The organism is Micromonospora sp. WMMA1949, assembly GCF_027460145.1.
Taxonomy (GTDB): Bacteria; Actinomycetota; Actinomycetes; order Mycobacteriales; family Micromonosporaceae; genus Micromonospora.
In genome coordinates this window covers 3,206,633-3,223,166 of sequence record NZ_JAPZBG010000001.1, presented here as the reverse complement: position 1 = coordinate 3,223,166, position 16,534 = coordinate 3,206,633, and the positions used below count along the sequence as shown (strand labels likewise).

The following is a 16,534-nucleotide window of genomic DNA, read 5'->3' as shown; positions in this document are numbered from 1 at the left end:
CTGTCAGCGGAACCGCAGGGCGGTCGGGCCCTGCACCTTGGAGCCCCGGCGCTGCTTCGCCGGCATGGCGGCGAGCTTCTCCCGCAGCTCGACGGCGTAGGCGGCGAGCGCCTCCACCAGGTCGGGCACCGAGGCGTGCGGCGGCTGCACGTCGACACGCAGGCCGAACTCGGTGGCGGTCTCCGCCGTCTTGGGCCCGATCACTGCAACAACTGTGCGCGCGTGCGGCTTCCCGGCGATACCGACGAGGTTCCGCACCGTGGACGACGAGGTGAACAGCACCGCGTCGAACCCGCCCGACTTGATCGCGTCGCGGATCTCGGCGGGCGGCGGCGCCGCCCGGACGGTCCGGTACGCGGTCACGTCGTCGACCTCCCAGCCGCGCTCGGTGAGCCCGGCGGCAAGCGTCTCGGTGGCGATGTCGGCGCGCGGCAGCAGCACCCGGCCGACCGGGTCGAGGATCTCGTCGTGCGGCGAGAACTCGGCCAGCAGGCCCTCGGAGGACTGCTCCCCGGAGGGGATCAGCTCGGGCTGGATGCCGAAGGCGCGGACGGCCTCGGCGGTGGCGTCACCGATGCAGGCGATCTTCACGCCGCCGAAGTGGCGGGCGTCCAGACCGTGCTCGGCGAACTTCTCCCACACCGCGCGGACCGCGTTCACCGAGGTGAAGATCACCCAGGCGTACCGGCCGTCGACCAGGCCCTTCACCGCCCGCTCCATCTGCGCCGGGGTACGCGGTGGCTCGACCGCGATGGTCGGCACCTCGCACGGGATCGCCCCGTACGCGCGCAGCCGCGCACTCATCACGCCGGCCTGCTCCTTGGTGCGGGGCACCAGCACCTTCCAGCCGTACAGCGGACGGTTCTCCCACCAGCTCAGCTTGTCGCGGTCGGTGACGGCCGAGCCGACGGTGAGCACCACCCGGCCGGTGAAGCCGAGCGCCGCCGCGACGAAGGAGTCCACGCTCGACGTGGTGGTGTACTGCGTCTCGCCGGTGCCGTCGCCGGTCACCCCGACCGGGGTGGTGCCGTCGACCCCGGCGGCCAGCAGGCCGTCCCGGACGGCGGCCAGGTCACCGGCGTCCACGGCGAGCGCCAGCGAACCCCGCCCGACGGCGGTGGCGAGCGCCTCGAAGTCCAGCGCGGTGACGTCCTCGACGTCGGCGGCGGTCCGCACGCCCGGCAGCGGGACACCCGCGTAGGTGGCCACGCCCTCGGCCTGGCCGACGCCCGGCACCACCTCGAAGTGCGCGGCGGTACGCGCGACCGCCTGCACCTCCTTGACCACCGAGTCGTGGCCGAACGGGTCACCGGAGACGAGGTGCACGGCGTTCTGCCCGGCCCGGGCCGCGGAGATCAGCACCTTCGCCACGTCCCCCGGTACACCCTCGGCGGGGCTGAACTCGGCGTCCGGCCGGGCCTGGGCGCGGACGTGCGCCAGGAGCGACTCGGGTACGCCCCGGTCGTAGACCACCTGGTCGGCGTCGACCAGGGCGTCCAGCGCCCGGCGGGTCAGCAGGCCCGGGTCGCCGGGTCCGGCCCCGACGAAGGCGATCTGGCCTACGGGCTTACGGGTGCGGGTCATTCTGTGCTCCCAAGTTGCTGGGTCCCCGGGCCGGCCTGTGCGTCCTGGCCGAGGATCGAGTCGGCGCCGAGTTCGAGGAGTTCGGCGGCGAGTGCCTTGCCGATCTCCGCCGCGTCGGCGGGCGTTCCGGTGCGGGACAGCCGGAGGTCACGGGTACCGTCCGGGCTGATCACCGCACCGCGCAGGTAGATCTCCTGATTGACGTCGCCCTCGTCGGTGGGCTCGCCTTCGGCGAGGACGGCGTACGCGGCCACGGGTGCGCTGCACCCTGCTTCCAGGGTGGCCAGCAGCGCCCGCTCCGCGGTGATCGCGGCACGGGACGGTTCGTGGTCGAGCAGCGCGAGCAGCTCGAGCACGTCCTGGTCGTCGGCCCGGCACTCGACGGCCAGCGCACCCTGAGCGGGCGCGGGCAGCATGAGCATCGGGTCGAGCGTCTCGGTGATGACGTCGGCGCGGCCGATCCGGTTGAGCCCGGCGCGAGCCAGCACGACGGCGTCGAGGTCGGCGTCCGGGCCGAGCACCCGGGCCACCCGGGTGTCGATGTTGCCCCGGATCGGGGCGACCTCCAACTGCATGCCCAGCGCGTGCAGCTGGGCGATCCGGCGCAGCGCGCCGGTGCCGACGCGGGCGCCGGGTGGCAGCTCGGCGAGCGTACGGCCGTTCGTGGCCACCAGCGCGTCGCGCGGGTCCTGCCGGGGCGGCACGGCCGCGACGTGCAGGCCGGGAGCCGCCGCGGTGGGCAGGTCCTTGTACGAGTGGACGGCGAAGTCGATCTCGCCCGCGGTCAGCGCGTCGCGCAGCGCGGACACGAACACGCCGACGCCGAGCCGCTGCACCGGGGCGGTGGACTTGTCGCCGGCGGTCACCACCTCGACCAGCTCGACCGGGCGGCCGGTGGCCGCGGTGAGGGCCTCGGCGACGTGGCCGGACTGGGCCATCGCCAGGGCGCTGCCCCGGGTACCGAGGCGAAGGGGGGCGGTCATCGCGCACCTCCGGTGGGCGGGACGTCGGCGGCGTCGAACGACGGCCGGCCGTCGAGGTCGGTGGCGACCACGTCGGGAACGGTGTCGACCGGGGACGTCTGCGGAACGTCCAGGTCGAACAGTTCGCGCAGCAGCGCCGCGTACTGGTCACCGCCGGGCTCGGCGGCGAGCTGGCGGACCCGTACGGTCGGCTGGTGCAGCAGCCGCTGCACGACCCGGTGCACCGTGCGGGCGACCTCGGCGCGCTGGTCGTCGCTGAGGTCGGGGCGGCGCTGGCCGAGCCGCCGCAGCTCGGCGGTGACGACGTCCTCGGCCCGGCCGCGCAGGGCGGCCACCGTCGGCGCGACGTCGGCGCCGCGCAGCCAGCTCAGGAACGCCTCGACCTCGCCGGCCACGATCCGGGCCACCTCGGCGGCGTCGGCCGCGGCCGGTCCGTCGGCGAGGACGGCGGCCATCCGGTCGATGTCGATCACCTCGACGCCGGGCAGCTCGGCGACGCCGGGCTCGACGTCACGCGGGACGGCCAGGTCGAGCAGGACCAGCGGGCCGCGGTCGGCGTCTCGGCGGGCCAGCGCCCGGGTGACCACGTCGCGGGTGAGCACCGGCTCGGTGGCGGCGGTGGCGGCGACCACGACGTCGACGGCGGCGAGCGCGGTGATCAGCTCGGCCATCGGTACGGCGGACGCGCCGTACGACTCGGCGAGCCGGACGGCACGGGCGGCGCCCCGGTTGGTCACGGTGAGCGGGCCGGCGCCCAGCCGGGACAGCGTGGCGACGCCCAGCGAGCCCATCGCGCCCGCGCCGACCACCATGGCGGGCCGGCCGGCCAGGTCGCCGTCGAGCAGATCGGCGGCGAGGTCGAGCGCGGCGGTGACGACGCTCTGCCCGGCCCGGTCGATGTTGGTCTCGGCGTGCGCGCGCTTGCCGACCCGCAGCGCCTGCTGCATCAGCTCGTGCAGCAGCCGGCCGGCGGAGTCGGCGCCACCGGCGGAGTGGTACGCGTCGCGGAGCTGGCCGAGGATCTGCGCCTCGCCCACCACCATCGAGTCGAGCCCGGCGGCGACCCGGAAGACGTGGTCCACCGCGGCGGCGTCGTAGTGCACGTAGAGGTGCGGGGCGAGCGCAGCCGGCTGGCAGCCGGCCTGGTCGGCCAGGATCGCGCAGATGTCGCCGAGTCCGCCGTGGAAGCCGGAGACGGCGGCGTAGACCTCCACCCGGTTGCAGGTGGAGACCAGGACGGCCTCGGCGACGTACGGCTGGGCGATCAGGCGGTCGAGCGTGCGGGTGAGGTCGGCGGGCGGGACGGCCAGCTGTTCCAGGGTGGCGACCGGGGCGGTGCGGTAGGACGCGCCGACGACGAGCAGTTTCACGTGCCGATCGCCTCCTGGGTGTCGGTTGCCGCGAGTCCGCCGGGCAGGGCGGTGAGGGCGGACCCGCCGGTGGCGGGGAGCGCGGTCAGCGATGCCTTGCGGTGCTCGTGGAAGGACAGGATCTGCAGCTCGATGGCGAGGTCGACCTTGCGCACGTCGACCCCGTCCGGAACCGAGAGTACGCAGGGTGCGAAGTTGAGGATGCTCGTCACGCCGACGGCGACCAACTGGTCGGCGACCGCCTGGGCGGCCGGGGCGGGGGTGGCGATGACGCCGATTGAGATCGACTCCTCGGCGACGATCCGGGGCAGGTCGTCGACGTGCTGGACGACCAGTCCGTTGATCTCCTCGCCGACGCGGGACCGGTCGGCGTCGAGCAGCGCGGCGATGCGGAATCCGCGGTTGGCGAAGCCGTCGTAGCCGGCCAGGGCGTGACCGAGATTACCCACGCCGACGAGCGCGACGGCCCGGCACTGGGTGAGCCCGAGCACCGAGGAGATCTGGTCGACAAGCAGCGCGACGTCGTAGCCGACGCCCCGGGTGCCGTACGAGCCGAGGTGGGAGAGGTCCTTGCGGAGCTTCGCGGAGTTGACGCCGGCGGCGTTCGCCAGGCCCTCGCTGGACACCGTCTCGTGCCCGGCGTCGACGAGCGCGTGCAGCGCACGCAGGTATTCCGGGAGCCGGGACACGGTCGCCTCGGGCAGGTCCGGTAGTGCCGGTACGGCACCGGTGCGACCGGGCGCGCCTGGTTGACGGTGCTGGCTCATGAGACTCCGTGCGGTGCGATCCTCGACCAGCGGCGAGGGCGGGTCGTTTCGGGACTCCCGCTGGCGACCGAGATTGCCGGCTGTGCTAGCAGGGCGCGTCGGAACTACAGAGTAGGTGTTTGTGAAGGGGTGCACAAATCGCGATCTTGAAAGCTCGCGACGCGCCTTCACCTGCCCCTCCATTCCCGCAAGATCGATCAACCGCGTCTATCGGCGGCGCGTGGCGATTATTGCTCAATCCAGACTTCCCTGACCAATCGCGCGGGGTCCGTAGCGCTCCGTGACCGGCGTGGCGAGGCGAGTCTCACGTTTTCGAGTAGGGAGAACCCCACCCCGAAGAGGCCTGCGTGCGGGATGGGTGGGCGGGGCACGCGCCCATAGCCTCGAATCATGACCGCAGCACCACTGGCCACCGCGCCCACTCCGCTGTCCCCCGTCCGCGGGCTCCTGCGCCGCCTCGCCCGCGACACCACCTACGTGCTCGTGGGCCTGCCGCTGGCGATCGTCAGCTTCGTGCTCGCGGTGGTGGGGATCGCACTCAGCGCCGGGCTGCTGGTGACCACGCTCGGCCTGCCGATCCTCGCCGGCTTCCTCTACGCGGCGCGGGGACTGGCCGACATCGAGCGGCTCCGGCTCGCCGGTGTGCTGGACCGGCCCCGGGTACGCCCGGTCTACCGCACGCCGGAGCCGGGCGCCCGGTTCTGGCGCCGGGTGTTCACCCCGATCCGGGACGCGCAGTCGTGGCTCGACCTGCTGCACGCGTTCGTCCGGCTGCTCGTGGCGGTGCCCGCGTTCGTGCTGCTCGTGGTCTGGTGGGTGCTGGCCCTGGGCGGCACGCTCTACATCACCTACGACTGGGCCATCCCGCGCGGCGCCGACGACCAGGACCTGAGCCAGCTCCTCGGAATGGGCGACGGCGCGGGCGCGCGGATCGTCCTGAACACCGCGATCGGGCTGTTCGCCCTGTTCACCCTCCCGCTGCTGGCGCGCGGCTGTGCCCGGCTCCAGGCCGGACTCGCGTACTCGCTGCTCAACGGCGTGGCCGAGATGCGGCAGCGGATCATCACGCTGGAGGAGCAGAAGCGGGCCGCCGCGTCGGCCGAGGCGGTAGCGCTGCGCCGGCTGGAGCGCGACATCCACGACGGCCCGCAGCAGCGGCTGGTCCGGCTCGCCATGGACCTGAGCCGGGCCCGCCACCAGCTCGCCGGCGACCCGGAGGCGGCCCGGCAGACGCTGGACGAGGCGGTCGCGCAGACCCGGGAGACGCTGGACGAGCTGCGCGCCCTGTCCCGGGGCATCGCGCCGCCGATCCTGGTCGACAGGGGCCTGCCCAGCGCGCTCGCCGCGCTCGCCGCCCGTGCCCTGGTGCCGACCGAGCTGGCCGTGGACGACGACCTGGGCACCGCCGCCGGGCGGCTCGACCCGGGGGTGGAGAGCACCGCGTACTTCGTGGTGGCCGAGGCGCTGACGAACGTCTCGAAGCACAGCCGGGCGAACACCTGCCGGGTCGAGGTCACCCGGAAGGTGGGCCGGCTGGAGATCACCGTCACCGACGACGGCGCCGGCGGCGCGCACCTGGCCAAGGGCCACGGGCTCAGCGGTATCGCCGACCGGGTCCGGGCGGCCGGCGGCACGCTGGAGGTGGACAGCCCGGCCGGCGGGCCGACCCGGATCCACGCCGAACTGCCGAGGTGACCCGGCCCGCCCGGACTCCGGGCCGCCGCGCGAGCGCGTGGCGTGCCCGGCATCCGGGCCGCCGGGCCGGCGTCGGGTCCGCACGTGATAGACACCGGACCCATGCGGGTGGTGATCGCGGACGACGCCGTACTGCTCCGGGAGGGGCTGGTCCGGCTGCTGACCGAGTACGGGCACGAGGTGGTGGCGGCCGTCGGCGACGGTGACGCGCTGGTCGAGGCGGTGGTGGCGCACCGGCCCGACGTCTCGGTGGTGGACGTGCGGATGCCGCCGTCACACACCGACGAGGGACTGCGCGCCGCGGTCGAGGCCCGCCGCCGGGTGCCCGGCACGCCGGTCCTGGTGCTGTCCCAGTACGTCGAGGTGTCGTACGCCGACGACCTGCTGGACACCGCGGGCGGCGCCGGCGGCGGCATCGGCTACCTGCTCAAGGACCGGGTCGCCGCGATCGACGAGTTCCTGGACGGCCTGGCCCGGGTGGCAGCCGGCGGCACCGTGCTCGACCCGGAGGTGATCAGCCAGTTGCTGGTCCGGCGGCGGCGCGACGACCCGCTGGCGTCGCTGACCCCGCGCGAGCGCGAGGTGCTGGCGCTGATGGCCGAGGGCCGCTCGAACATCGCCATCGCCCGGGCGCTCGTCGTCAGTGACGGCGCGGTCGAGAAGCACGTCCGCAACATCTTCACCAAGCTGGACCTGCCCCCTGATGCGACCACCCACCACCGTCGCGTCCTGGCCGTCCTGGCCCACCTACGCGCCTGACCGGGCCGGTCAGGGCAGCGTGCGGGCCAGCGTCACCGCCTCGGTGAGCGTGTCGGCGGCCGGGTGGCCGCTGCCGCGCAGCCGGTCCGGGTCGGACAGGCCGCCGGTGTAGAGGACGCAGCGGGCGCCGACCGAGGCGGCCGCGTCGGCGTCGTCGAGCGAGTCACCGATCAGCACCACCTCGTGCCCGCCCAGCCCCAGCTCGGCCAGGTGCTTCTCCAGCCACTCGGCCTTGTGCCCGCCGCCGACGGTGGCGCGCAGCCCGTCCACCCGGCGGAAGTGCGGCGTCAGCCCGTACGTGTGCACGGTCGGCACCAGCTCGTCGTGGAACCACATGGACAGCAGCGACTGGCTGCCCTCCCAGGACTCGATGGCGGTGGTGGCGTCGGCGGCCAGGGCGCAGGTGGTCAGGCCGGCCCGGTACGCGTCGTGGAACACGCGGTCCAGTGTCCCGAACGCCTCGGCGTCCACGGCCCGGCCGAGCATCTCGGCGTAGTAGTCGGCGATCGGCCGCCGGAAGCGGACCCGGTGCTCGGCGGCGGTGACCGCCGGCCCGCCGGCGCTGGCGAAGGCGACGTTCGTGGCCTGGACCACCAGGTCGAGGTCGTCGAGGAGCGTTCCGTTCCAGTCCCACACGAGGTGGCGTCGCATACCCGTCACCCGAGCACTCTAAGGCTAGAGCTGCGGCGTGGTCAGATCGCGCAGCAGCCGGTCCTCCTCGACCCGCCAGTAGCCGTGCTCCTTGCCGTCGAGCAGGACGACCGGCAGCCGGTCGCCGTAGTCGCGCTCCATCTCCACGTCGCCGGTGACGTCGCGCTCCACCCACCGGTCGCCGGTGACCGCCACCACCCGGTCGAGCGCGGCCTTCGCGTCGTCGCACAGGTGGCAGCCGGGCCGCGTGATCAGGATGAGCCTCGGGTCACTGGACATCGGGTACCTCCGTGCGGATCTCGGTCGGCGGCGCCGGCGACGGCACCACGGGTGCCGGGCGCAGCTCGGTCTTGCGGACCTTCCCGATCGCCGAGTACGGCAGGCTGTCGACGAACTCGACGTCGGTCGGGCACTTGAACCGGGCCAGGTTACGCGCGCAGTGGGCGAGCAGCTCCTCCGCCGTCACCGACGAGCCGGCGGCCCGGACCACGTACGCCCGCACAGTCTCGCCGGTCCGCGGGTGCGGCACGCCGAGGACCGCCGACTCGGCCACGCCGGGGTGCGCCTGGAGCACCAGCTCCACCTCGTGCGGGTAGACGTTGAAGCCGTTGACGAGGATCAGCTCGCCGAGCCGGTCGACCAGGAACAGGTCGCCGTCGTCGTCGGCGTACGCCACGTCGCCGGTGCCCCACCAGCCGTCCGGGTCCGGCCCGCCCCGCCCGTCCGGCCAGTAACCGGCGAACAGGTTCGGTCCGCGTACCACGATCTGTCCGGGGTCGGTGCCGGCCGGATCGTCGGAGAGGTCCATCTCGTCCTCGTCGGGGGCGTCGGCGGGTGCCCCGTCGCGCCACAGCTCGGTGCCGTCGGAGCCGACCAGACGCAGCCCGACGCCGGGCAGCGGGCGGCCGATCGACCCGGGTTTCGGCTCGCCGCCGACGAGCGTCGAGGTGAGCACCGGCGCGGTCTCGGTGAGCCCGTAGCCGACGTGCACCGGGTGCCCGGTCAGCTCGGTGAAGCGCGCGCCGGCCGCGAGGGGCAGCGGCGCCGCGCCGCACACCGCGACGCGCACCGAGGCCAGCGCCGCGGCCGGGTCCCGGTCCGCCTCGGTCCAGGTCAGGAACATCGACGGTACGCCGACCAGCACGGTGACCCGGTGCCGGGCGATCTCGTCCAGCGCTCCGGCCGGGCCGATCTCGTCGACGAGCACACCTGTCGCGCCGTGCCGCACGACGGCGCCGAGCACGGAGTTCAGCCCGTACGCGTGGAACAGCGGTAGGGCGAGCAGCACGACGTCGTCGGCGCCGACCACGGGTGGTTCGATGCGGTCGACCTGGTCGTGGTTGGCGGCGAGGGCCCGGTGCGACAGCATCGCGCCCTTGGGCCGCCCCTCGGTGCCGGAGGTGTAGAGCAGGACGGCGAGGTCGTCGCCGGCGCGGGCCGGGAACCCGTCCGGCCCGGCGGCGCCGGTCACCGGCGGCGCGGTGTGCACGGCGCGTAGTGCGGGCAGCTCGGCGCGGTCCACCCGGGCGGTCACCTCGGGCGCGCCGACCAGCACCGTCGCGCCGGAGTCGGTGAGCACGTGCCGCAGCTCACGGGCGGTCAGCGCCGGGTTGACCGGTACGGCCACCAGGCCGGCCCGGAGCGCGGCGAGGTAGGTGACCACGAAGTCCGGGGTGTTGCCGAACGCGATCGCCACCCGGGGCGGGTGGCCGCCGTCGGCAGGTGGCGCGTCGGCGAGCAGCGCGCGGGCGGTGGCGGTGGCCGCGTCGTCCAGCTCGGACCAGGTCAGCGTCCGGTCGCGCCAGTGCAGCGCGGCCCGGTCGCCCCGCTGCGCGGCGGCGTGGCGGAGCCGGTCGGCGAGGTTCGGCGCGGAGCTTTCGGCGGCGTCCTGCACGGTGGCTGAGTCTGGCACAGCGGCGTCCGCCGGGCCATGCCCGGACACGGCGCCGGGTCCGCCGCACGGGACTGCAATTGCCGTAGGGTGGGATTCCTAGCCACGGGATGAGGATCTCCACCGGTGTCCGCGCGGGCAGCCCGAAGTGACTCGGCCGCACCGTCTCCGCGACACGCCGAGCGAAAAGAAAATCGGCTCCGACCAGGACTTTCCACTGCGGAACAGGTTCCGGCGCGAAAGTCAACCACACGCGACGGACAACCGGTCCGCCATGTGTGCGACCTGGCGGGAAATACTTCCGCTCTGTGTAACGGACTTGCCACGCGTGGGTGACGTTGGCCCTATCATCACTCGGGTCGGCTCACCCCATTTGCCGTGAGTCGACACCCCTCAGCCCGAGGAGGCCCCCGTGCCCGTGAGCGCATTGGACCAGCACCTCAAGGGGATCTGCCGCCCGTCGGCACGTCCCGACCCGGCCGTGCCCGACCGGGTCCCACCCGGTCCACCGGCGCCATTACGGCGCGCGGCGCGGTCACTGTCCGTCCGGCCCGGGGAGGCGCGGTGACCACCTTCGGTTACGCCGAACGACCGGCCGGCGTCACCGGCCCGACCCAGCGCAACCCGCTCAACGAGCGCGCGGACCCGGGCACCCGGGGCACCGACGGCCAGCTCGCGGTACGCGGCGACGGGCGACGGGTACGCAGCCGCGCGCACCACACGAACGAGGCGCCGCCCCGCCCCGCGACTCCCGGGGGCAACGCGAAGCCCGCGACCGGCCGACTGGGCAGCCCGACCCGCCCGACCATGCCCGCCCAGGCGCGGCGCGGCGACACGGCGACCGGTGGTGAGCCGTCCGCCGCCGAGACCGCGATCCTGCCGGCGGTGACCACCGGCGACACCGCCGTCCTGCCCGCCGTACCGGCCGCCGCGCCCGCCACCGGCTTCCCCAGCCGCCCCGACCCGTCCGACCCGGCCACCGAGGTGTGGACGCTGGTCGAGCGCGCGCAGGCCGGCGAGTCCGAGGCGTTCGGGCTGATCTACGACCGGTACGTGGACACCGTCTTCCGGTTCGTCTACTTCCGGGTCGGCAACCGCCAGCTCGCCGAGGACCTCACCTCCGACACGTTCCTGCGGGCGCTCAAGCGGATCGGCAGCTTCACCTGGCAGGGGCGCGACCTCGGCGCCTGGCTGGTCACCATCGCCCGCAACCTGGTCGCCGACCACTTCAAGTCCGGGCGCTACCGGCTGGAGGTCACCACCGGTGACGTCCTGGACGCCGACCGGGAGGACCGCGGGCCGGAGGGCAGCCCCGAGGCGGCGGTGGTGGAGCACATCACGAACGTCGCCCTGCTCACCGCCGTCAAGCAGCTCAACCCGGAGCAGCAGGAGTGCATCGTGCTGCGGTTCCTCCAGGGCTTCTCGGTGGCCGAGACGGCCCGCGCCATGGGCAAGAACGAGGGCGCCATCAAGGCTCTGCAGTACCGCGCCGTCCGGGCGCTGGCCCGGCTGCTGCCCGACGGCTTCCACTCCTGACCGATCCCGACCCGGCCGGCGCACGCACGCCGGACGGTGTCGCATGCCCGACGTACCCCCGCCCGCCCCTCACTCCCGGTGATTTCGCCGCCGCCCCAGCCGTAACCGGCGACCGGCGCGGTCCGTTTCTCCGGGTGCGACCAGTGGTTGTCCCGGCGTCCCCCGGGCCACCCGGTCCGGCGGGTCAGGTCGGCCGCTCCGGTCGGCCCTGGGCCACACGCTGCCACCGGTCGCTGGTGACGACGACGGCCGCCCGGCCGTGACCAGCGAGAGGGGGTGCCCGCGGTGGACAGCGACCTCTTCTCCCGTCGGCGAGCCGAGCGCTTCGCGCAACTCCTCGACGAGGCCAACGGCGGACGCCGGCACCACGTCCGGTCCAAGGCGGACGGTGAACTCACCGCGCTCGTCGAGGTGAGCCGCCGGCTCACCGCCGAGCGGCCCGACGTCGAGGTGGACGCCGAGTTCCGTACCGGCCTGCGGGCGATGCTCGTGGCCACCGCCGAACGCGAGGGCGTCGGGACGCCGGCCAAGGCCACCACGACGAGCGGGGTACGCGGCGCGCTGCTGCCCGCCATCACCGGCCGCCGGGCGCGGGCCCGGGGCGCGATCCTGGTCGGCGTGGCCGCCGGTGCGGTCGCCCTCTCCGGCATCTCCGCCGCCAGCGAGAACGCGCTGCCCGGTGACGCCCTGTACGGCATGAAGCGCTCCACCGAGCGCGCCCAGCTCGCGCTCACCAGCTCGGACATCAGCCGTGGGCAGCTCTTCCTCGCCTTCGCCCGCACCCGCCTCGACGAGGCTGCCTCGGTCCGCGACGACCGGCTCGGCTTCAGCGCCGTCCTCGACGACATGGACGCGGACACCCGCCAGGGCGTACGCCTGCTGACCACCGTCGCCGCGCAGCGCTCCGACCCGGCGGCGCTGGACGCGGTGGACACGTTCCTGGCCGGCCAGCGCCGGGTGGTCAGCGGCCTGCTGGACCGGCCCGACCACGCCGACCGGGACCGCACCCGCCGCTCGCTGGCCCTGCTCGACGCGGCCGGCAAGCGCGCCGACGCGCTCCGCGAGGCGATCGCCTGCGGGCTGCCCGCGCCGCAGGCCAGCGACATGCTCGGGCCGGCTCCGGCCACCTGCCCGGCCGACCGCTGAGCGGCGGACGCGTACCGCACCACACTTCTCCCGGCGGACACCCGGCCGTCACACCGTGCCGGATACGCTCGACGCGGAGTGCGTGGGCCGTCGTCGAGGCAGGGAGGTCGCCGTGGCCGGAAGCCGGAAGGTGACCGTCAGCACCGACGCCCACGGGCACACCGCGGGCTGGTCGGAGACCCCGTCGGCACCGGCGACCACAGTCGCGCCCGATCCCACCGCCGCTGCGTTCTTCGACGTGGACAACACGATGATGCAGGGCGCCTCGATCTACTGGTTCGCCCGCGGGCTGGCCGCCCGGAAGTACTTCACCACCGGTGACCTGGCCCGGTTCGCCTGGCAGCAGGCGCGGTTCCGGCTCCTCGCCACCGAGCACGCGGGCGACATGTCGCAGGCCAAGGAGGCCGCGCTCGCCTTCGTCCAGGGCTGGCGCGTCGACGACATGGAACGCCTGGCCGACGAGATCTTCGACGAGCTGATGGCGCCGCGCATCTGGGCCGGCACCCGTCGCCTGGCGCAGCGTCACCTCGACGCGGGCGAGCGGGTCTGGCTGGTCAGCGCCGCCCCGGTGGAGATCGGTCGGGTGATCGCGGCCCGGCTCGGCCTGACCGGTGCGATCGGCACTGTGGCCGAGGTGGTCGACGGCGCGTACACCGGGCGGCTGGTCGGCGACCTGATGCACGGTCCGGCGAAGGCCGAGGCGGTCACCCAGCTCGCCGCCGTGGAAGGGCTTGACCTGTCCCGCTGCGCGGCCTACAGCGACTCGGCGAACGACCTGCCGATGCTGTGCGCGGTCGGCCGCGCGGTGGCCGTGAACCCCGATCCGGCGCTGCTGCGGCAGGCCCGCGAGCGGGGCTGGGACGTGCGCGACTTCCGCACCGGGCGCCGGGCCGCGCGCATCGCCGTGCCCTCCACCGCGGCCGCCGGGCTGCTCGCCGGCGCGGTCACCGCCGGCCTGGCGCTGCACCGGCGCCGCCACCGCGACGCCTGAACCGGCTCAGGGGCCGAACGGGTCGGGGCGGCGTTCGAGCAGCTTGTGCAGCGTCTGCTGGATCGTCTCGCGCACCTGGTCGGCGAGGTTGAACACCACCAGCGGGTCGTCCGCGGAGTCACGCAGGTGCGCGGTCGGGATCGGCGGGCAGAACTCGATCAGCCACTTGCTCGGCAGCGGCACCATGCCCAGCGGCCCGAGCCAGGGGAACGTCGGCGTGACCGGGAAGTACGGCAGTTTGAGCAGCCGGGCCAGCGGCTTGATGTCGGCGAGCATCGGATAGATCTCCTCGCCGCCGACGATGGCCACCGGCACGATCGGCGTACCGGTGCGCAGCGCGGCGGAGACGAACCCGCCCCGGCCGAAGCGCTGGAGCTTGTACCGGTCGGAGTAGAGCTTGCCGACCCCCTTGAAGCCCTCCGGGAACACGCCCACCAGTTCCCCGTTGCCCAGCAGCCGTTCCGCGTCCGGGCTGCACGCGACGGTGCCGCCGGTCTTGCGGGCTATCTCGGACACGACGGGCATCCGGAAGACCAGGTCGGCGCCGAGCAGCCGCAGGTAGCGGCGCGCCGGGTGCCGGTCGTGCAGCGCGGTGGAGAGGATCAGCGCGTCGAGCGCCACGGTGCCGGAGTGGTTGCCGACGACGAGACCGGCCCCCACGTCGGGCACGTGCTCGATGCCGGTGACCTCGGTGCGGAACCAGTCCCGGTAGAGCAGCCGGACCAGCGGGTGGACCACGGCGTCGGTCAGGTCGGGGTCGAAACCGAACTCGTCGACCTCGTAGTCACCGGCGAGCCGCCGCCGCAGGAACGCCAGCCCCTGGGCCACCTTGCGGTCCCAGTGGTCCCCCGGCCGGTCGGCCACCGCGGGCCCGGCGGGGTTCTGCGTCTCGCCGGCCGGCGTGCTCCCGGCCGTCGGCTCAGCCACCGCCTTCTTGGCGACCGTCTTCTTCGCCACCGTCTTCTTCGCGACGGCCTTCTTTGCGACGGCCTTCTTCGCGACCGTCTTCCTGGCCGGCTGGTGGGGCGTGGCCAGGCCCGGGACGCCCGGCTCGGCCGCCGCGCCGGGCTCGTCGGCGGAGGTGTCCGGCTCGTCGACCGGGTCCGCTGCCGCCGCGGGGCGGGCGGACGGCGCGGTCACCCGGCGGTGCCCGTTGCGCCGCGCCGGCTCCGCGTCCGGATCCGGCACACCCAGCGGTACGTCGAAGCGCGCGTCGCGCCGCTCCTCCGAGCTGCTCACGAGCGCTCCCGCACGGTCGAGCGGACCTGCCGGATGCTCTCCAGCACCAACTGCTCGGCGGCGGCGAGCTGGTCGCGGGTGACCACGACGCCGCCGTGGTGGGCGCGGATGAAGTCCTCGAACGCGGCGGCGGTCGAGCGGGGCGTGAAGCCGTACTCCCGCTCCAGTCGGCTGGTGTCCACCACCCGACCGTGCACGAAGAGGTCCACCTGGTCCAAGCCGTACCGGCCGAAGCCCAGACTGCGGGCGACCGCCGCCACCCCGGCCAAACCCGGTTCGAGCACCGGCACCGCCACCCGGCCGGCCCGGCGGATCGCCTGCGACAGCGACAGCACCCCGGGCCCGGCGACGTTGTACGTGCCCGGGTGGTCCTCGGCGACCGACCGGTGCAGCACCTCCAGCGCGTCGTCGAAGTGCACGAACTGCAGGCGCGGGTCGCGACCGAAGACGGTGGGCACGACCGGCTGGGAGAAGTAGCGGGTGAGCGTGGTGTCGGCGGCGTACCCGATGAACGGCGCGAAACGCAGCACCGTCGCGGTGACGTCGGGCCGGCGGCGACGGAACCCGCGGACGTACCCCTCGATGTCGAGGATGTCGCGGCCGAAACCACCGCGCGGCACCTCGCGCGGCTCGGTCTCCTCGGTGAAGACGGCCGGATCGCGGAACGACACCCCGTACGCGGCGGTGGACGAGCGGACCACGAGCTTGCGCAGCCGGGGCGCGCGCTGCGCGGCGGCGAGCAGCTGCATGGTGCCGATGACGTTCTGTTCCTTCATCCCCGCCCGGCCGCCCTGCTGCGGGTCGGGGGCGGAGACGAGCGCCAGGTGCACCACCGTGTCGACGTCGAGGTCGAGCAGGAGGCCGCCGAGCGAGTCGAGGTCCAGGCGGATGCGCTCGACGTCGGAGAGCAGGTCGGTCAGCTCGGGGTTGGGCGGTGCCGGATCGACCCCGATGACGCGTTCGATCCGCTCGTCGGCGGCGAGCCGGGCGGCCACGTGGGCGCCGAGCCAGCGGCCGACCCCGGTGACGACGACAACCCCCGGGGCACCGGAGGTGTCACCGGGGGTCATGTCGTGCGCCTTGCGCGGCAGGCGAGATCGAGCCGGGACGTCCGCGGCCTGATCACCTGAGCCTCCGAGGGTCGACAGTTGGCAAGTGGTGCCGGGTGCCGGGCCAGTGCCCGGCCCCGGTCACTTGCCGAGACGGCGACGCTGGACGCGGGTCTTGCGCAGCAGCTTGCGGTGCTTCTTCTTAGCCATGCGCTTGCGGCGCTTCTTGACCACCGAGCCCATACGACAGCCTTTCGATGCAACGTGCGGGGCGGACCGGACGGCACCACCACGGGTGGCGCCGTGACCGCTTGCGGACAACGGACCGGACCAGCGTGGTGGGCAGGGCACACCAGAGAGCGGTCACGGTCGTGGTCCAGCCTAACCGGAGTGCGTCAGCAGGACCAACGCGCCCCCGTCGATGCCCCTTTTCGTCGTACTCGGCGGACCGGGCCGACGAGTGCTCAGGCGGACTCCTGGAAGGCGCCCCGGAGGTATTCGTGCACGGCGTGCTCGGGCACCCGGAACGACCGGCCGACCCGTACCGCGGTGAGCTCACCGCTGTGCACGAGGCGGTAGACGGTCATCTTGGAGACCCGCATGACCGTCGCCACCTCGGCGACGGTCAGGAACCTGACATCCGACAGCCGTGCGTCGGACTGCGACCCGGCCATGGCTCACCGACCCATTCCCGTGCCCGGCGCGTGTCACCGGGCAGGTGCTCCCGCCTCGACGAGCGACGCGCGTGTAACCAGTACGGTAGCGGGACGGCTGTGACCTGCGCGATCCCTTCCACCCTTTGATCATGGCGAGGCAGCCGTTCACCCGATGTCTGCCAGGGCTTTTTCGCCCGGACGGGTGTCTCGTCCGATC

16 protein-coding genes are annotated in these 16,534 nt (G+C 74.0%); 5 read left to right on the top strand and 11 right to left on the bottom strand.

The features are described from left to right. Window positions 1-3: 3 nt before the first annotated feature. The 4 genes from O7607_RS15280 to O7607_RS15265 are packed head-to-tail and all read right to left on the bottom strand — an operon-like array spanning window position 4 to window position 4,704. A complete protein-coding gene (locus O7607_RS15280) occupies window positions 4-1,584 on the bottom strand; it encodes a uroporphyrinogen-III synthase (protein WP_269703897.1) in 1,581 nt (526 codons plus the stop codon). Beyond that, the gene (gene hemC, locus O7607_RS15275) at window positions 1,581-2,567 is read right to left on the bottom strand and encodes a hydroxymethylbilane synthase (RefSeq protein ID WP_269703896.1); all 987 of its coding nucleotides are present in this window, start codon (window positions 2,565-2,567) and stop codon (window positions 1,581-1,583) included. Before hemC ends, O7607_RS15280 begins: the two co-directional genes overlap by 4 nt. After that, window positions 2,564-3,937: a glutamyl-tRNA reductase gene (locus O7607_RS15270; protein WP_269703895.1), complete on the bottom strand. Its 1,374-nt coding sequence runs from the start codon at window positions 3,935-3,937 to the stop codon at window positions 2,564-2,566. The genes hemC and O7607_RS15270 overlap by 4 nt, the downstream gene beginning before the upstream one ends. Then, window positions 3,934-4,704, bottom strand: coding sequence for a redox-sensing transcriptional repressor Rex (locus O7607_RS15265; RefSeq protein ID WP_269703894.1), 771 nt, complete (start codon window positions 4,702-4,704; stop codon window positions 3,934-3,936). The genes O7607_RS15270 and O7607_RS15265 overlap by 4 nt, the downstream gene beginning before the upstream one ends. 390 nt (window positions 4,705-5,094) lie before the next feature. Here O7607_RS15265 and O7607_RS15260 point away from each other — a divergent pair, with 390 nt between their 5' ends. Together O7607_RS15260 and O7607_RS15255 are read left to right on the top strand one after the other, a co-directional pair. Then, window positions 5,095-6,399, top strand: a complete 1,305-nt coding sequence (locus tag O7607_RS15260) for a sensor histidine kinase (protein ID WP_269703893.1) — start codon at window positions 5,095-5,097, stop codon at window positions 6,397-6,399. A gap of 102 nt (window positions 6,400-6,501) precedes the next feature. Then, window positions 6,502-7,158: a LuxR C-terminal-related transcriptional regulator gene (locus O7607_RS15255; RefSeq protein ID WP_269703892.1), complete on the top strand. Its 657-nt coding sequence runs from the start codon at window positions 6,502-6,504 to the stop codon at window positions 7,156-7,158. 9 nt (window positions 7,159-7,167) lie between these two features. Here O7607_RS15255 and O7607_RS15250 read toward each other — a convergent pair whose 3' ends face one another. Genes O7607_RS15250 through O7607_RS15240 form a run of 3 tightly spaced genes read right to left on the bottom strand, consistent with a single transcriptional unit; the run spans window position 7,168 to window position 9,751 of the window. Then, window positions 7,168-7,809 (bottom strand): HAD family hydrolase, encoded by a 642-nt coding sequence (locus O7607_RS15250; RefSeq protein WP_174536489.1) that lies wholly within the window; start codon window positions 7,807-7,809, stop codon window positions 7,168-7,170. Between the two features lie 24 nt (window positions 7,810-7,833). Next, window positions 7,834-8,088: a glutaredoxin family protein gene (locus tag O7607_RS15245; protein ID WP_269703891.1), complete on the bottom strand. Its 255-nt coding sequence runs from the start codon at window positions 8,086-8,088 to the stop codon at window positions 7,834-7,836. Then, window positions 8,078-9,751, bottom strand: a complete 1,674-nt coding sequence (locus tag O7607_RS15240; protein ID WP_269703890.1) for an AMP-binding protein — start codon at window positions 9,749-9,751, stop codon at window positions 8,078-8,080. The genes O7607_RS15245 and O7607_RS15240 overlap by 11 nt, the downstream gene beginning before the upstream one ends. A 513-nt stretch (window positions 9,752-10,264) precedes the next feature. Between O7607_RS15240 and O7607_RS15235 the strand changes: the two genes are divergently transcribed. The 3 genes from O7607_RS15235 to O7607_RS15225 all read left to right on the top strand — a co-directional run bounded on the left by O7607_RS15235 (window position 10,265) and on the right by O7607_RS15225 (window position 13,373). Continuing rightward, window positions 10,265-11,236, top strand: coding sequence for an ECF subfamily RNA polymerase sigma factor, BldN family (locus O7607_RS15235; RefSeq protein ID WP_269703889.1), 972 nt, complete (start codon window positions 10,265-10,267; stop codon window positions 11,234-11,236). A gap of 285 nt (window positions 11,237-11,521) precedes the next feature. Continuing rightward, window positions 11,522-12,382, top strand: coding sequence for a DUF5667 domain-containing protein (locus O7607_RS15230; protein WP_269703888.1), 861 nt, complete (start codon window positions 11,522-11,524; stop codon window positions 12,380-12,382). 112 nt (window positions 12,383-12,494) lie between these two features. After that, window positions 12,495-13,373 (top strand): HAD family hydrolase, encoded by an 879-nt coding sequence (locus O7607_RS15225; RefSeq protein WP_269703887.1) that lies wholly within the window; start codon window positions 12,495-12,497, stop codon window positions 13,371-13,373. A 6-nt stretch (window positions 13,374-13,379) separates the two neighbouring features. On the opposite strand, the gene O7607_RS15220 is transcribed toward O7607_RS15225, so the two are convergent. From O7607_RS15220 to O7607_RS15205, 4 genes are all read right to left on the bottom strand, one after another. Continuing rightward, complete coding sequence (locus O7607_RS15220) at window positions 13,380-14,237, bottom strand: lysophospholipid acyltransferase family protein (protein WP_269706988.1); 858 nt, start codon at window positions 14,235-14,237, stop codon at window positions 13,380-13,382. 371 nt (window positions 14,238-14,608) lie between these two features. Continuing rightward, window positions 14,609-15,682 carry an NAD-dependent epimerase/dehydratase family protein gene (locus tag O7607_RS15215; protein ID WP_269703886.1) on the bottom strand — a complete coding sequence of 358 codons (1,074 nt, stop codon included), beginning with the start codon at window positions 15,680-15,682 and terminating at the stop codon, window positions 14,609-14,611. Window positions 15,683-15,802: 120 nt separating this feature from the next. Then, on the bottom strand, window positions 15,803-15,904 hold the full coding sequence (locus O7607_RS15210) for a 30S ribosomal protein bS22 (protein WP_007465623.1): 102 nt from the start codon (window positions 15,902-15,904) through the stop codon (window positions 15,803-15,805). 221 nt (window positions 15,905-16,125) lie between these two features. Beyond that, window positions 16,126-16,335, bottom strand: a complete 210-nt coding sequence (locus O7607_RS15205; protein ID WP_013288759.1) for a helix-turn-helix domain-containing protein — start codon at window positions 16,333-16,335, stop codon at window positions 16,126-16,128. Between the last annotated feature and the right edge of the window lie 199 nt (window positions 16,336-16,534).

Excerpts from the sequence above, each read along its gene's own strand:
- O7607_RS15280 (WP_269703897.1), bottom strand. The coding sequence starts at position 1,584 with ATGACCCGCACCCGTAAGCCCGTAGGCCAGATCGCCTTCGTCGGGGCC.
- hemC (WP_269703896.1), bottom strand. The coding sequence starts at position 2,567 with ATGACCGCCCCCCTTCGCCTCGGTACCCGGGGCAGCGCCCTGGCGATG.
- O7607_RS15265 (WP_269703894.1), bottom strand. The coding sequence starts at position 4,704 with ATGAGCCAGCACCGTCAACCAGGCGCGCCCGGTCGCACCGGTGCCGTA.
- O7607_RS15260 (WP_269703893.1), top strand. The coding sequence starts at position 5,095 with ATGACCGCAGCACCACTGGCCACCGCGCCCACTCCGCTGTCCCCCGTC.
- O7607_RS15255 (WP_269703892.1), top strand. The coding sequence starts at position 6,502 with ATGCGGGTGGTGATCGCGGACGACGCCGTACTGCTCCGGGAGGGGCTG.
- O7607_RS15250 (WP_174536489.1), bottom strand. The coding sequence starts at position 7,809 with ATGCGACGCCACCTCGTGTGGGACTGGAACGGAACGCTCCTCGACGAC.
- O7607_RS15245 (WP_269703891.1), bottom strand. The coding sequence starts at position 8,088 with ATGTCCAGTGACCCGAGGCTCATCCTGATCACGCGGCCCGGCTGCCAC.
- O7607_RS15215 (WP_269703886.1), bottom strand. The coding sequence starts at position 15,682 with ATGACCCCCGGTGACACCTCCGGTGCCCCGGGGGTTGTCGTCGTCACC.
- O7607_RS15210 (WP_007465623.1), bottom strand. The coding sequence starts at position 15,904 with ATGGGCTCGGTGGTCAAGAAGCGCCGCAAGCGCATGGCTAAGAAGAAG.
- O7607_RS15205 (WP_013288759.1), bottom strand. The coding sequence starts at position 16,335 with ATGGCCGGGTCGCAGTCCGACGCACGGCTGTCGGATGTCAGGTTCCTG.